General features: G+C 51.6%; 12 protein-coding genes and 1 tRNA gene. 4 read left to right on the top strand and 9 right to left on the bottom strand.

Features of this window, described 5'->3' with window-relative positions; all coding sequences use genetic code 11:
* Window positions 1–29: 29 nt before the first annotated feature.
* Genes BQ5456_RS04650 through BQ5456_RS04640 form a run of 3 tightly spaced genes read right to left on the bottom strand, consistent with a single transcriptional unit; the run spans window position 30 to window position 2,404 of the window.
* Window positions 30–1,208: a PP2C family protein-serine/threonine phosphatase gene (locus BQ5456_RS04650; RefSeq protein WP_071128975.1), complete on the bottom strand. Its 1,179-nt coding sequence runs from the start codon at window positions 1,206–1,208 to the stop codon at window positions 30–32.
* Complete coding sequence (locus BQ5456_RS04645; protein WP_071128974.1) at window positions 1,205–1,696, bottom strand: FHA domain-containing protein FhaB/FipA; 492 nt, start codon at window positions 1,694–1,696, stop codon at window positions 1,205–1,207. The genes BQ5456_RS04650 and BQ5456_RS04645 overlap by 4 nt, the downstream gene beginning before the upstream one ends.
* A gap of 12 nt (window positions 1,697–1,708) precedes the next feature.
* Window positions 1,709–2,404, bottom strand: a complete 696-nt coding sequence (locus BQ5456_RS04640; RefSeq protein WP_071128973.1) for an FhaA domain-containing protein — start codon at window positions 2,402–2,404, stop codon at window positions 1,709–1,711.
* Window positions 2,405–2,741: 337 nt separating this feature from the next.
* Here BQ5456_RS04640 and BQ5456_RS04635 point away from each other — a divergent pair.
* Window positions 2,742–2,830: transfer RNA gene (locus BQ5456_RS04635), tRNA-Leu, on the top strand.
* A gap of 123 nt (window positions 2,831–2,953) precedes the next feature.
* On the opposite strand, the gene BQ5456_RS04630 is transcribed toward BQ5456_RS04635, so the two are convergent.
* From BQ5456_RS04630 to BQ5456_RS04610, 5 genes are all read right to left on the bottom strand, one after another.
* Window positions 2,954–3,448, bottom strand: a complete 495-nt coding sequence (locus BQ5456_RS04630) for a PaaI family thioesterase (RefSeq protein ID WP_083378360.1) — start codon at window positions 3,446–3,448, stop codon at window positions 2,954–2,956.
* Window positions 3,449–3,514: 66 nt separating this feature from the next.
* Window positions 3,515–4,684 (bottom strand): ABC transporter permease, encoded by a 1,170-nt coding sequence (locus tag BQ5456_RS04625; protein WP_159428760.1) that lies wholly within the window; start codon window positions 4,682–4,684, stop codon window positions 3,515–3,517.
* Window positions 4,671–5,417: an ABC transporter ATP-binding protein gene (locus tag BQ5456_RS04620; protein WP_083378358.1), complete on the bottom strand. Its 747-nt coding sequence runs from the start codon at window positions 5,415–5,417 to the stop codon at window positions 4,671–4,673. The genes BQ5456_RS04625 and BQ5456_RS04620 overlap by 14 nt, the downstream gene beginning before the upstream one ends.
* Window positions 5,418–6,602, bottom strand: coding sequence for an efflux RND transporter periplasmic adaptor subunit (locus tag BQ5456_RS04615; protein WP_143037032.1), 1,185 nt, complete (start codon window positions 6,600–6,602; stop codon window positions 5,418–5,420).
* Between the two features lie 41 nt (window positions 6,603–6,643).
* Window positions 6,644–7,360 (bottom strand): hypothetical protein, encoded by a 717-nt coding sequence (locus tag BQ5456_RS04610; RefSeq protein ID WP_143037031.1) that lies wholly within the window; start codon window positions 7,358–7,360, stop codon window positions 6,644–6,646.
* Window positions 7,361–7,815: 455 nt separating this feature from the next.
* Here BQ5456_RS04610 and BQ5456_RS04605 point away from each other — a divergent pair, with 455 nt between their 5' ends.
* Window positions 7,816–9,243, top strand: a complete 1,428-nt coding sequence (locus BQ5456_RS04605) for a uracil-xanthine permease family protein (RefSeq protein ID WP_071128969.1) — start codon at window positions 7,816–7,818, stop codon at window positions 9,241–9,243.
* Between the two features lie 35 nt (window positions 9,244–9,278).
* On the opposite strand, the gene BQ5456_RS04600 is transcribed toward BQ5456_RS04605, so the two are convergent.
* Window positions 9,279–9,941 (bottom strand): LytR C-terminal domain-containing protein, encoded by a 663-nt coding sequence (locus BQ5456_RS04600; protein ID WP_083378357.1) that lies wholly within the window; start codon window positions 9,939–9,941, stop codon window positions 9,279–9,281.
* 105 nt (window positions 9,942–10,046) lie between these two features.
* Here BQ5456_RS04600 and BQ5456_RS04595 point away from each other — a divergent pair, with 105 nt between their 5' ends.
* Together BQ5456_RS04595 and cydC are read left to right on the top strand one after the other, a co-directional pair.
* Entirely contained in the window at window positions 10,047–11,885 is a 1,839-nt protein-coding gene (locus BQ5456_RS04595; RefSeq protein WP_071128968.1) for an ABC transporter ATP-binding protein/permease, read from the top strand.
* Window positions 11,882–13,810: a thiol reductant ABC exporter subunit CydC gene (gene cydC / locus BQ5456_RS04590; RefSeq protein WP_083378356.1), complete on the top strand. Its 1,929-nt coding sequence runs from the start codon at window positions 11,882–11,884 to the stop codon at window positions 13,808–13,810. Before BQ5456_RS04595 ends, cydC begins: the two co-directional genes overlap by 4 nt.
* Window positions 13,811–13,887 lie beyond the last annotated feature (77 nt).

Here is a 13,887-nt window from a genome sequence, read left to right as displayed (position 1 = left end):
ATTTCCTTACTCGCGGCTATCACTGCCGCTTAAGAGTTATCGGCTTTAGCGGATTTAGAGGTTTCGCTTTGCGAAGGATTGTCGGTTGCAGTTTTTTCTTTCGCAGGCGAATTGTCGGTAGATTCCGTTTCAGACACCAAGGTCAAAGTGGCAGTCGGGGAGGGAGTGGGGCGAGAAGCCATTCCATAGCGCAGAGCTCCCACAAACAGTCCAATTAAGACCAGTAATCCCAGGATTACCCCAAAGACTCGACCCCAACGGAACCGAGGATTCCCAGTTTCCTCAGCTAATGCCTCCGTCGGTACCGCCGCCCGCGCCGGAGAAAAAGAATCGTCCTCGTCCCTAGCGTCATCAGTGGCAGGGGCAGGATTGTTGGGGCTAGCCGAAGGGGTGTCTTCGGGCAGGGCATCTAGCTGCCTGCGCACTTGCACCAGCCGGTCAGTGGCAGCCGCCCCTACGATTTGTGGCTCGCTTTGCTGCGGATTCTCTACAATATCGGCAACCACGCAGGTCACATTGTCCGGTCCCCCGGCCTTTAGAGCTAGTTCCACCAAGGATTCGCAAGCCTGCTGCGGAGTTTCACTGTGATAAAGCACTTTGCCGATAGTTTGCCCGGAAACGAAACCGCATAGTCCATCCGAACATAGCAGCCAGCGATCACCAACTTTGAGATCCGGATGGGACTCATCGAGATTTACGTCCTCTTGGGAATCCCCTAAAACCCGCAGCAGTACCGAACGTTGCGGATGATTTTCCGCCTGATCCGGGGTGAGCTGTCCCGTGTCTACCAGGTATTGCACGAAAGAATGATCATTGGTCATTTGCCGCAGTTCCCCACCCCGCAGCCGGTAGGCGCGCGAATCCCCGATATGGGTCATAGTCAGAGCGTCCTCACTGCGGCGAATAGCGATACAGGTAGTGCCAAAGCCGGTCAGGGCAGGATCTTGGGTGGAGCGTTCACAAAGTTCCTGATGAGCCTGTCCTAAGGCAGTGCGCAGACTGTCCAGTGCCACATCGGGGTTTTCAGCTACGGAGTCGAGACCGCGCACATGGTCGATAGCTATTGACGAGGCAATATCTCCACCGGCTGGCCCTCCCATCCCGTCTGCTAGTATCAGCAGATTCGGACCGGCGTAACCCGAATCCTGATTAGATTGCCGGATCTTACCGATATCGGAGAGGGCAGCATAGTTGAATCCGATGCTCATCTAGTTAGCTCCATTGTTGTTTGTCCAATCCGCACCACGACTCCTAGCTCTAGGGGCTGAGCAGCGGTGAGGCGTTTGTTACCAACGAATGTTCCATTCGTTGAGTTCAGATCCTCAATAAACCAGTTCCCGTTGTTGTTGTAAATGCGGGCGTGTTTATTAGAGGAGTAGGAATCTTTTAAGGGAACCGTACACTCGCCTGAACGCCCTAATAAGATGGGATTCCCGTCAAGTTTTAAACGATTTCCCGCCAGGGCGCCACCGGTGAAAGCCAAGTAGCGAGGGCGACCTTTGCGTTTGGATTTTTGCGGTTTACTTTTCTTATTTTGCGGGTTCCGTCCGCGAGAACGATTGAGAGAAGATTTCGCGGATGCCGAGGACGCCAGGAAAATGTCGCGGCGTAGCACTAGTACCAATCCGATTACCAGCAGCCACAATAGGGCTACGAAACCGAATCGAAGAATAGTGTATAAAAGTCCTACCGCCACAATTACCGCCTATTATTCATCCGCGCTTGATGTCCAAAATAGCAGGTGAGTGCGACCGATAGTTATTTCGTTTCCATCTAAGAGGGTGGCGGCACTAATGCGATGACCTTCCACATAAGATCCATTAGTGGATCCTAGATCGGTAGCGATTACTCCTTGGGAAGTGATTCGCAGTTCCAGGTGGCGGCGGGATACTCCCGGATCGTGAACCACAATGTCAGCTTCAGATCCGCGACCTATCACCGTGACCGGTTCGGTTAGTAGCCACTGTTGTCCCTCGATATCAATAATCGGATGGGCAGGACTGGCGCCAGCAGTGGTCACCGGGGCGGCAGGGCCGCGCCGGATGGCGTTTTCGATTTTTAGTTCTCCCAGCGGATATTCTCCGGCAGAAAAAGTAACTTCCACTGGTCCCACAAACACGTAGCTTTGTTCCGTGGCGTAAGAAGTGGCGTCTTGCGCCAATTCTTGCGCGAATACTTGCGAGTTCTGATCCATCACTGACTGGAAGTCTTTTTCGTTGAGAAGTACCCGGTACTCGTTAGCGACTACTACCCGACCATCGCTCAAAGTAGCACGGGAATTATCCATGCTTTCTCGGATTGCCGACTTTACATCTACAGCTTTAATTGAACTGGCGAACATCTTAGAAAAAGGGGCATTCACCCCCTGGGATACGGCTCTTTCGAAGCGGTCAACCACTCCCATATTTTCGTCCTCTCTGTAATAACCAGATCTGAAGCATCTTGCGGCGCTATTTTTATCTGGCAGATTTTGCCGGTAAAAACAGCGGGCAAGAAATACATCTAAGTCCCAGGGTAATAGAAAAATGTCTGAGAAGTATTATCGCAGGGTAAATAGGGCGATATTAGGCGCGGCGGCGGAACGAAAAAGTCTAAAGCAGCAGGGAAAATCCGCCCGGGGTCGCAAAATTGGGCGGCGAACGTTGTGAAACGTAACGCCTTTTGCCCCTGGGCTTGCTCCCGCCTTTGGTTTCGGGGTAGATTTCTATTCGTTGGTTAACGCTTTCGGGCGTTAAACCCAAGCGCAAGTGGCGGAATTGGTAGACGCGCACGGTTCAGGTCCGTGTGCCCTTTACCGGGCATGGGGGTTCAAGTCCCCCCTTGCGCACCAAATATTAAAACTCTTACCAGCGATAACGCAAGAATCAAAATGAAAAAGTCCCGGCGTTGTCTCAACGCTGTCTCATGAAATTGCTGCGTGCAATATCGAAATCACTTCTACCGCGGACGCGTCCTAGTCATCTACAAAGGCACAAGTGTGAGTGCCGGAGGCAGTAAGTTTCCCGTCCTCGGAAAAAATCCTTAAAAAATAAGTGGCAAGGGTGCGCCCGCTTTGCGCTAAAGTCGCCACGCAATAAACCCGCCCCGCGAACGCCGGACGATGATGGGTGACAAAAATATTCGACCCCACCGCGTGTTTGCCTTCCGGAGCCAGATAGTTGGCAGCCAAAGACCCGGTAGTTTCCCCCAACACTGCATTCGCCCCGCCGTGTAACACTCCCAGGGTTTGGCGGTTACCCTCTACCGGCATGGAACAAACCATTAAATCCCCGCCCAAGTGGTGACAACGAATCCCCATCGTCTCAATAAGTTGAGCTTTAGTCGAGGGACACTTGTCGGAAACATCCGGCAATGACCGCAAGAACTGAGCAGTTTCTTCCGGGTCGCTCAGATCCGGCAAAGTAATCGGGTCATCAACTTCGTCGCGGTAAACCAGTTTTTTTTGCATACACCCATACTATTGCTGGCAGCAAGGAGTGAATGACTAGATTTCGATTTCCGAGGCTCAATTTCTTTAGTGTCTTAAGGCGGCTGCTGGAGGGATTTTAGCAGCACGTAAGGCAGGAACCAGGGATGAGAGTATTCCGATTATCATCCCTCCGGGAATTAATAGCAGCGGTATTAGCGGGTACATTACTGGCGTCCACCCTTGTAGTCTGACTAGCACTAACAGTGACACTAAGCCGAGAAGTACTCCAAAAAAAGCGCCGATGCCTCCAAGAAACACTCCTTCGATAATAAACTGGTATGCAATGTGACGCGGACGTGCCCCAAGCGAACGACGCAACCCTATTTCTGTAGTGCGTTCAATAACCGAGGTTAGTGTAGTTGTCATAATTCCTATTGCGCCTACTACTAGGGAAAGAATAGAAACCCCGATTGCCATTGTGTTTAATGACGTTGTTACTTTACCTCGGAGTTCTTCGGTGCTTGGTGGCATTCTGACTGCGACTAGCTCCGAATGTCTGGCAGATACTGCATACGGAAGCGCAGCTGCCACTTTTTTAGTGGCACCTAACTCGGTTTCAACCACGCCAGCAAGTCCGTCTCCAGCTTGATATGACACATCACTGCCGTCTAGATTCTTGGAAATAATTACCGCTGAACTTGCGCCCGCGGCTTGGCCGGTGGAGGATAAGACCCCAAACACTGGAATAGATTTGCCATCGCAAATAATTCTTGTGGTGCCGTCAGTTGTGGTCATATCCAAGTTGTTAGCAGCAGTTGGCCCTAACAAGGCGACCGGCCCCGGAAATTTCTCGATGCTTTTGTCGAAAAATCTCCCGCTTTTTACTTTCATCCCACTGGCTTGTAAAAACCCGGGATCAGCCACGATTATAGGAGTGGCTCGAGTCTCGCCGGGGTGAGTGCGGCAGTCGGCTTGGGGTGCGCTGCTGTAACGTCCTGCTGCTTTTACCCCCTGCATTTTCATTACCCTGTCAGTGAAGTTTTTATCTAGTATTTGCTCAGCATCTTCGCGGGCAGTAACGGTTATGGTAGTCGCTGTGCGCTCATCGAAAGTTGCGTTTATGTCGGCGCTGGCGGAGAGAGACCAACCTAAGGTGACCAGAAAAACTAGAATCCCCACGGTTATCCCAAACGCGGTCATGACGGAGCGCATTTTTCTGCCCCAGATGGCACCAAGAGATTGCTGTAGTAGCAGTCCCCAATTAACTCTTGTCATAATCGATCTGCTCCACGTTTCCATCTACCACCAAATAGCCGTGGCCGAAGTGGGCGCGCACTTCCGGCTCATGCGTGACCACTACCAGAGCGCATCCGCTGCTCCGTTGTACCTGCAATAAGAGTTCAATAGTTTTTTGGGAATTAGCTTGATCGAGATTACCGGTGGGTTCATCAGCTAACAGTAGACTGGGCGATCTAGTTAAGGTTCGTGCAATGGCTACCCGCTGTTTTTCGCCCCCAGATAAGGTGCTAATGCGAGCGGTTGCTCGATGTTCTAGCCCCACTGCAGATAGACAAAAGAGTGTTTTTTCTTTTCGTATGTTCCTTTCGAGATTGCTGTAGGTAAAACCCAACTCGATATTTTGTATTACATTCAGGTAAGGAATTAAACCGAAATCCTGAAAAATAAAACCAATGTAATCAGCTCGTAATTGATCAATTTGTGCTGGTTTTAGTTTACTGCAATCCTTCCCATGTATCCTTAACGTGCCTTCGTAGTTGGGGTCTAACAATCCCAGGATATTTAGGAGAGTGGATTTTCCCGCCCCAGAAGGACCGGTAATTACTACTGATTCCCCTTTTTTTATTTTTAGATTCACATTTTTTAACGCATAAACAGTAGAATTTCCTGTCCCGAAGGTACGGTTTAAGTTATGTATTTCTATAATAGGGGGATTATTAGTAGTCGAAGGGGCTATATCAAAGGTATTAACCTGAGCATTAAAGTCCACTTATTTATCTCCCAGCAAGACAGTTTCTCCAGTTTTTACTGCCCCTTTAATGGCTACGGCTCCATCGCCACTTTCTATAATTTCAACATAAGTTTTCTGGGTAGAGTCTCCGGTCTTCTTTTGCACATAAGTCCCTCTGTTGTCCTCACGGATTGCTGCCGCGGGCACAGTGAACGGATAAGTAGTGTTGGAACCGATAGTCACGCTCCATTGACAAGTAGTTAGGGCGTTATTTGGGGGATTATTTAAGGGAATACGCAGAGTGTATGTTGGCTGTGACTTTTGTTCTTCATCTTTATCATTGGAGTCGGGGGAGTTGGGAATTGCGGGTAATGTGGTCTCGTTATTCCATTGACCAGACTCCAGTTTTATCGGTAAACCTTCGCGCAGCTTCAGTATCTGTTTTGCGTCTAATTCCAGGATTGCCAAGGGTGCGCCTACCCCGATTTTCACGCTAGTTTTTTCACCTAGATAACTGCCCAAATCAGGCAGCTCGGTAATAGTGGAATTGGCAGGTAGATAGGCGACTTCACTGCGGGGGATAACTAATGAATCATCTGAGGCAGTTTCATTTTCAGTGCTATTGGTGTCCGATTCGGCCTGGGGTTTGTTGCCAGGCGTATCCTGACGTGCGTTTCGTGTCTTCGGGTTCTGGGCCGGAGCATAACCGTTGTTTCGATAGAGCTTCGCGACGAGCTGGGCAGTGTATTTTCCTAGTTGTCCATCTGTTGCAACTGAATAGCCACAGCTATTCAAAGCTTTTTGCAGCTGGGTGACATCCTTGCCGCTGTCGCCGATATGGAGGTCGCGGTAGGCAGGTATTAATCCGTTCAACGCTAAAAGGGGACGCCCTGATATTTCTAGTAAAGTGTGACAGTAGGGAACAGGTTTTCCAGCGCTGACTGGCAACGCCGAGATTACCCCTACTTCATCCTCGCTTCTAACTGAAAGAGGAATTTCTCTTTCGCTAGAGGACGAAATGTTAGCTGTTCCTGTTAGCGTGCGAGATAGTTTTCCAGCTTCTACTTTCGCGGTAGCGACCGGGTGAGCGCTAGAGATAGGACGCGCCTTGGAGGGGGATAAGAAACTCAGCGTCAGAAGTAAAACAAAACCCAGACATATAGCTGCTCCAGTGGCAGTAAAAATGACTGTTTTCCACGTAACTCTGCGTTTACTGCGGCTCAAGAATTTCAAGTTATAGCATCCTAAGTGGTGGGGCGAAAATATTAGTTTTCTCCGGAAATATTTTTACTCTTTTTTAGGCTATCTTGGCGTAGTTCTTGCCACTCCGTGATTAGCCCTGGTTTTTTCGCTAATATCTTATGTACCGCTAGTGCCTCTGCTTTGGAAACTTTTTCAAGATACCTGGTGCTTATCATGCAGCGAGAAGCGGCCTGAGCTGCCTTTATTTCTTCTATACCGGGATTTGGTGCTGGCCAAGACATGTCGGGAGCTTCATCCCCCTTCGGGCTAGACAGGGAAGAGGGAGATAAAAACTGAGCGTATCCCTCGTTTTTCATGCATTTATTCCAAGATCCTGCAGCTTTTTCTTTCGTTGTGGAGATTGCGTCTGCGGCTTGTAAGGAAATGTTGGTTGCTTCCTGCTCTAGTTCGACCATGCGTTTATATTTTGGAAGTACCTCTTTCAGAGCTTCGTTCGCACATCCTGAAGGATTTTTACTGTTTTCCTCTCCGTAGAGCGCCCGATCCTCAGGAGACGAAACTTTATCGTCTGGAGCTTTATTATCCTTGTCGTACCATCCTGGAGCTGCGACGCCGTACTTTACCGCATCTTCTTCCGAGACATATTCATAAACATTTTCAATTGCCTTTTCGTTCATTGAAATCAAATCCAATGATGGGGAATTGGTGTCTGTGGGAGTATAAGAAAATCCTTGTTTCTGCATACAAGATGTAACTGCGGCATAATACGCGTTACGCAACTGGTTAGTTTCTGCCTGTGGGGGATAGAGAATAGCGTTGGTCTCGCTTAGATAAATGTGGCTATTTACGGCAGATTTACTAGGAGTCCACTCGGCGCTATCTTCAACCGGATGCGAAGCGCACGCCGTCACAAAGCTAACCAGTGAAATTCCGCAGAGTATTTGTAAGATTTTCAGCGCCTTTTTGGCTCTCATACGAATCCTCAATATATCTGGAATGGAAAGTAGGAAATCCCTGCCCAGCTGGGGCGGAATAGGAATCTCTTAAACTTTGTTAACGATGAATCAATAGGCTAACTATAAAACCAGATTCTTATGTTTTCAATGGTTTTCGAGGACGAATTTTGGGCTAACTTTTCTTAAGCGCCCTGAAGGGAATAAAGTTAAGTTCTGACCGTAAAACTTAAGCAGACCCGCGCCCGGAAAGGGCAGAGTCTCCTACTGATAGGGACGAAATGTCTAGTAACGATCAGAATCTTCAACCCGTATCCCCCCAGAAATCCCAGAAAAAATCTCTCCTGGGTTTCTGGAAACTTCACGGTGATGGCCGCTCTATCGGTCCCGGTGAAGTGGTAATGCCTCGCGAGAGGCTCTCCTGGCCGCGCACCGCTGGCATTGGCGCCCAACACGTAGTTGCCATGTTCGGAGCGACTTTCCTGGTGCCTTTGCTAACCGGCTTTCCTCCCAACACCACCCTGTTCTTTACCGCCATTGGAACTTTGCTCTTTGCACTGGTAACTGCGGGTAAACTGCCCTCCTATTTGGGTTCTTCCTTCGCTTTGATTGCCCCCATCACCGCGGTATCTTCCCAGTACGGACAGTCAGCGGCGCTCGGCGGGGTGATCAGCGTCGGGGTAACTTTGGCGCTGATTGGGGTTATCGTGCATTTTGCGGGCATCGTCTGGATTGACCGCATCATGCCACCCACCGTGACCGGATGTATCGTGGCTCTAATCGGCTTCAACCTGGCGCCAGCCGCCTGGAACTGGTTTAAAGAGGGCGCGATTACCGCAGTCATTACCGTTACCTCCATCGTGCTGATTACCGTCCTCTTCAAGGGGATCATTGGTCGCCTGTCCATTCTGATTGGTGTAGGTGTGGGCTATATTGCAGCGGTAATCCAACATGAAGTGGACTTCAAAGCCATTGGCGAAGCCGCCTGGATTGGTCTTCCCGAATTTCACAGTCCCTCTTTTGAGCCCTCTACCTTGGGACTCTTTATCCCGGTAGTGCTGGTGTTGGTGGCAGAAAATGTCGGTCACGTGAAATCGGTATCCGCCATGACCGGAGAAAACCTCGACCACTTGACCGGGCGTGCCCTATTCGCAGACGGGGTTTCTACCGTATTGGCCGGTTGTGGCGGCGGTAGCGCCACCACCACCTATGCGGAAAACATTGGGGTAATGGCCGCTACTCGCGTCTACTCCACTGCCGCCTATATCGTGGCTGCTTTCGTGGCGCTGGCACTATCAATGTTCCCCAAGTTTGGGGCGGCCATAGCCACTATTCCCCCCGGGGTGCTCGGAGGCGCAGCTACTGTCCTCTACGGCATGATCGGGATGCTGGGCGTGAGGATCTGGGTGCAAAACAAAGTTGATTTCGCCGATCCGGTGAATCTCAATACCGCCGCAGTCGCCATGATTATTGCCATCGCTGACTACACCTGGCAGATCGGCTCCCTGACCTTCAACGGTATTGCTTTGGGCTCGGCCGCCGCAATCGTGGTTTACCACGTAATGCGGGGGATTTCGAAGGCGCGCGGTACCTTCCTCGAGCAGGCATCCCCGGCATCTGCTCCCGCAGGTACGGATTTAGAGTCTCGCTCTTATGAAAAGCGGGTAGCGTCTGCACCGGGTAGTTCTACCCCGCAAGCGCACGAATAATCTGCTAACGGCGAGAATGCTCAACCTCGTGGAGTTTAGGCGATCTGCACCAGCTTGCAGCCGTCTCTCTCTTCAAGATTCTTTTGCACTTCACCTTTGAATTTTTCGGGGGTAACCATATCGGAGTACCGAGATCCGATAGTTACGGTTACATCCGAGGTGGGGCGGGGATCTAAAACGATTTCTGCGTCCTCGAAGACACGCGACAAAGTGTAGGCAACGTTAACCCCGGTGGGGCCAGTAATAATCTGAATATTGCCCTCATAAGAGCCGGTGGTGATATTTCCGATATCTTTCACCGGGATTCCCCGCTCCTTCAACCCCGCGGCAACCTTGCCAGCCAGCCCGGAAACATCGGTGCCATTGACGACATGAACTTCCATTTTGTCAAGGGGAACCGCTTTTTCAGAGGTCGGACAGGGGACATCTCCAGCCTGAGCGTATTGGGGAGCCTTCTTGAAGTCATTGAAGAACGGGAAAGGTAAAATTCCGAAACCAATCAAAATGGAAAGCACTAAGAGACCGGCCATCACTGAACCGATAATAGTGAAAACCATGGTTTCGCGTTGTTGCCGGCGGCGTACATAACGCTGGTAGGGGCTAAGATTTGCCAGCGGGTCACCAGTATTAGGGGTTGTCGTCATTTCCGGCTGTTGCAAGTCTTTTTCGCCGCCCGGGCTCACCTGGGTTTGATTCATGCTTGCTACTTTACCTCCCTTGGGGGCTAAGACGGGTCGGCGGTGCGTTGCCTAACTTAAAACAGGTAAAGTAAAGCCAGGAAAACCACCGAACCAGAGGAATTTATGGCGAAAAAACTGTCGCTGTCCCGCCCTGCGGGGACATTAGCGATCATCACCAGTGTGTTCCTCACGTTGCTTTCCGTGTTGCTAGCTGCCGGGTTCATGATTTTGTTGGGCAGTGCCTTAGGGCAAGCGTTATCGGGAAAAAGTTTCTCCGGGCAGCTGAGCGGCTTGATTGTCCTAGCTATTGGGATCGGAGGAAGCGAGGGGACGCGAATTGCGATTGAGCAGCGTTCCGTCCATAAAGAACAAGTGGCTTTGCAGTCACGTCTGTTGCGCAGCTATTTTCACCAAGGACCCGGAGTGCTCGCCCACCGCCGTGCTGGTTCCTTGGTCGACATGATTACATCGGGTACCGAAAAAATTCAGCGTTACCGCCAGGCGTTCCTTGGTGCCATGATGGGAGCGATGCTCAGCCCGCTGCTGGTACTGGTAATCATGGCATTGTTTGTTGACCCCTGGTGTGCCTTGATTTTGCTGGCTTTTGTACCTTTAGTACCGTTGTTTATTTTTATTTTTTCTAAACTGACCCGCAAAGTTTCCAGCAAATCACGGCGGCGACGCAACCAACTAGCCGCCGCCTATCTGGATGCTATTTCTGGTTTGGAAACTTTAAGTTTGCTAGATGCTACCGACTCGCGGGGGCAAGAACTAGCAAAAGCCGGGGAAGAAAACCGGCTTTCTACTATGCGCTTGCTCGCGGCCAACCAGCTAATCTTGCTGGTTATTGACTTAGGATTTAATCTCTTGCTGCTTACATGCGGGTTCGCGCTCACCCTCTGGAAGGTTCTCAACGGCTCTTGGGGAACCGATATTACCGTGATCGCTCCGGTGGTTTCCATGTTGGGATTAACCCTGCTGCTGTTGGAGCCGATGAATAAAATTGGCGCCTTTTTCTACGTGGGGATGGCGGGGATGGCAAATCAACGCCTGGTACGTGCCTTTTTAAGCGGGAAACCCCCCTCCCGTCCACAGCACAAACCTGGAAAAGAAGCGCTCTTAACCCCAGAAAATACGGTTGCAGGTGGAGGGCAGACCTGCTCAGAGTACGCCGCCGTGGGTATGGGTGACGGGAAAGATTTAGGTAACGATTGCAATAGGGATGCCAACCAAGATTCCCGTATTGAGGACGGTTTTGAGAGCCACCAGGACTTGGGTGCCGAAAGTGGTAGCCCTGACCTATTGCTAAGTATGCGTGGATTAAGCTTTGCTTACCCCGGTGGCAAGCCCGTCCTCAGCGAGCTCAATTTGCAGGTAAAAAGCGGGGAATGGGTGGCAATTTGCGGGGCTTCCGGAGCGGGAAAATCCACGCTAATGGAACTGCTGAAAGGCAACCTGTTGCCCAGTAAAGGTGCCATTTATCTGCAAGGACACCTCTTGAATGCGGAAAGTCGGGACTGGTTTAGAAGGCAATCTGCCCTGGTGCTTCAGCGCACCTGGATTTTTAGTGGCACTATTCGCTCTAACTTGATGATGGTTTCTCCGCGCGCCAGCGAAGCAGAGCTATGGGATTGCCTAAAGCAGGCGCGCCTCGACCAGGAAATTCGTTCTTTCCCGCAAGGACTAGATACCCCGGTGGGCGAGGATGGCTATGCGCTTTCCGGGGGACAAGCCCAGCGGCTATCGCTAGCGCGGGCATTATTATCTGGGCGAAACCTACTGCTCTTGGATGAACCAACTTCGCAAATAGATTTGGAGTCTGAGGTGGCGATTACCCAGGCGCTCGCGGAGGTAGCGAAAGAAAAAACCGTCGTGCTGCTCACCCACCGTGCCAGCGCCCTGGCTAACGCCGACCGGGTTCTCTATCTCAAAAACGGTGCTTTAGAGGAGGTGACACCGTGAGTAAGAAACCGGGATTTTTCAACAGCTTGCGTCCCAGTAAAGGTGATGTAGAAGACCATAACAGCTCTCAACCTGGGCAAACATCTGCTGCGGCGAGTGGTGAAGCGGCAGGGTCGCCCGTCGCCACGGTGGGGACCCGCCAGCTGATTGTCTGGTTGCTGCACTTGGCACGTCCGGTACTAAAACCCTTATATATATCGGGGGCGGCTCGGTTATTAGACCAGGGACTAGGCATCGGCCTGATAGCTTTCGGGGTTTACCGGGTTAGCGCCGCGGTGGTAGAAATCGCTGGCGGCGGCTCCTTGCCACTGTCATATCTGTGGGTGAGCGTTGCGGTAATGGCGGCATTGGCGTTCCTGAAAGCATTTTTCCGTTACTTGGAACAGTTCGCCGGCCACTATGTGGCCTTTAAAGCCCTGGAAATTTTGCGTCAAGAAATGTTCATGCGGCTGGCGCCCCAATCCCCGGCCTGCATGGTGGGGGCGAAAAGCGGGGACCTATTGGCGCGTATCACCGCGGATATTGACCGAATCGAAGTGTTCTTTGCCCACACCCTGGTTCCAGCGTTTAGCGCCCTGATAATCCCGCTCGGGGTCTCGATTCTGACCGGATTCTTGGTTTCCCCCCTCAGCGGCGTCCTCCTATTCCTGATTTACCTAGTAACCTTGACTTCTTTAGCCCTGTTGGGTGGGGGAGAAGGGAACCGGGCAGCCGATGCCTCTGCCAGCGCCAAAGGGCAGGTTTCGCAGTCGGTGACCGATTCGGTCAACGGGATTAGTGAGGTGGTCGGCTATGGTTTGCAGCGCATGCGGATTATCCAACTAGAACGCTATATGTCGATTGCTGGTGCCGCTTCTCGCGCGTTGACCTCGCTATATGCGCTGCGGCGCGCCTTGACGCAAAGCGGAATGTACTTGGCGGCCCTAGCGGTTATTTGGGTGGGAATGCCGGCGGCAACAGATCTGACAGCGCTGGCTCCCGCCCTGGCCGCCGTATTCGCGGTGTTGCGCTCTTGGGAGGTTTGTCAGGGAGTCGAAGATTTCTCTACGTATCTATCCAACTCTTTCGCGGCAGCGCGCCGAGTGTGGCAAGTTGCCAACACCCCTCCTCAGGTACCCTCTGGTGGAAAACAGCTGCCAGCGGATCCTTTCCCGATTATTTTCGAGGACGTGTCTTTTAGCTATCCCCAAAGCGGTAAACAAATCTCGGCGCCTGCGGCGCTCAGCGATATTTCCTTTACCATTCCTGCCGGTTCCTGGACGGCTATCTGCGGGGCAACCGGGAGTGGAAAATCTACTTTGGCCAGGTTGTTGCTGCGTTATTGGGATGTCGATAGCGGTCAGATTCTGCTGGGTGACCTGCCGCTAAGCGAGTCAGATCCGGAGGCTCTTCGCCGCGCCATTGCCCTGGTTACCCAGCGGATTCATATTTTTTCGGCTTCAATTGCTGATAATTTGCGGCTGGGAAAACCTGACGCCGATGAAGAACAGCTCTGGCAGGTGCTGAAGATTGTGGAACTGGATCAGGCGATTGTGGATTTACCTGCCGGTTTAAATACCCGGGTTGGAAAACATGGCGGGGCGTTATCTGGGGGGCAGCGGCAAAGGCTCTCTTTGGCGAGGGCGTTGCTTACCGACTATCCAGTGTTGGTGTTAGATGAGTTCACCGCCCATTTAGAGGCGGCGTTAGCGCAGAGGCTGCGTCTCCGGGTGCGCGAGCTTCGCCCGCAAGCCACCATTATTGAAATCACTCATACCTTGCGACAGGTGGAGGAAGCTGACCAGGTGTTGGTGCTATCGCGGGGCGAGCTAGTAGAACAGGGCGCTCCGGGGCAGGTGCTGTCGCAGGCAGGTGAACTGGCGAAGTTAGTTGCCCACGAACACGAAGCAGACTTCACGCTTGGGCAAGAAAATACGGATCAATAGGCACCAGGAAAGCACGTGGGGGCTCCCAAAAGTGGCGAGTGACAAAAACTATCCGCAAAAAATCTAAAAAAGCTGTG

It is taken from the genome of Varibaculum massiliense (assembly GCF_900106855.1).
Classification (GTDB): Bacteria; Actinomycetota; Actinomycetes; order Actinomycetales; family Actinomycetaceae; genus Varibaculum; species Varibaculum massiliense.
Note: the sequence above shows the minus strand (reverse complement) of the source record. Positions and strands in the feature narration are given on the sequence as shown.

What these genes read in the sequence shown, in the direction of transcription:
- BQ5456_RS04650 (WP_071128975.1), bottom strand. Translation starts at nt 1,208, where the DNA reads ATGAGCATCGGATTCAACTATGCTGCCCTCTCCGATATCGGTAAGATC.
- BQ5456_RS04640 (WP_071128973.1), bottom strand. Translation starts at nt 2,404, where the DNA reads ATGGGAGTGGTTGACCGCTTCGAAAGAGCCGTATCCCAGGGGGTGAAT.
- BQ5456_RS04630 (WP_083378360.1), bottom strand. Translation starts at nt 3,448, where the DNA reads ATGCAAAAAAAACTGGTTTACCGCGACGAAGTTGATGACCCGATTACT.
- BQ5456_RS04625 (WP_159428760.1), bottom strand. Translation starts at nt 4,684, where the DNA reads ATGACAAGAGTTAATTGGGGACTGCTACTACAGCAATCTCTTGGTGCC.
- BQ5456_RS04605 (WP_071128969.1), top strand. Translation starts at nt 7,816, where the DNA reads ATGTCTAGTAACGATCAGAATCTTCAACCCGTATCCCCCCAGAAATCC.
- BQ5456_RS04600 (WP_083378357.1), bottom strand. Translation starts at nt 9,941, where the DNA reads ATGAATCAAACCCAGGTGAGCCCGGGCGGCGAAAAAGACTTGCAACAG.
- BQ5456_RS04595 (WP_071128968.1), top strand. Translation starts at nt 10,047, where the DNA reads ATGGCGAAAAAACTGTCGCTGTCCCGCCCTGCGGGGACATTAGCGATC.